This window comes from Belnapia sp. AC561, from assembly GCF_979252845.1.
This window is the reverse complement of the sequence record NZ_CEEDBP010000389.1, coordinates 1-248: the sequence shown is the minus strand read 5'-3', so window position 1 is coordinate 248 and position 248 is coordinate 1. Positions and strand designations below refer to the sequence as shown.

The window sequence follows — 248 nt, the reverse complement described above, 5'->3', positions numbered from 1 at the left end:
CCTTATGCCGTGGGGAGCGTCCCCTTTGCCATGACCACGCGCGGCATCCAAGCCTCCTGCAAGATGGTTCTCGACCTTGGTATCCGCGGCCTTCGGGTGATGACTTCCCCGTCCGGTCACCCCGGCGAAGCGTCCTCACGGCCGCGGAAAAGCGCGATCAGCTATCATGCTCAAGGCGTTTAATCGTCTCAAACTGCTAGCGCTGCACATCTTAGCCTCAGGCTTGGCGGACCTTCGCATCCCTGACA

Annotated in this window: 1 protein-coding gene; it reads left to right on the top strand. The window is 60.9% G+C overall.

All coding sequences use genetic code 11. The features are described 5' to 3' along the window. Window positions 1-183, top strand: a 183-nt coding sequence (locus AC0IW9_RS31550) for a hypothetical protein (RefSeq protein ID WP_471652227.1), incomplete at its 5' end; no start/stop codon positions are given. Window positions 184-248: the final 65 nt, after the last annotated feature.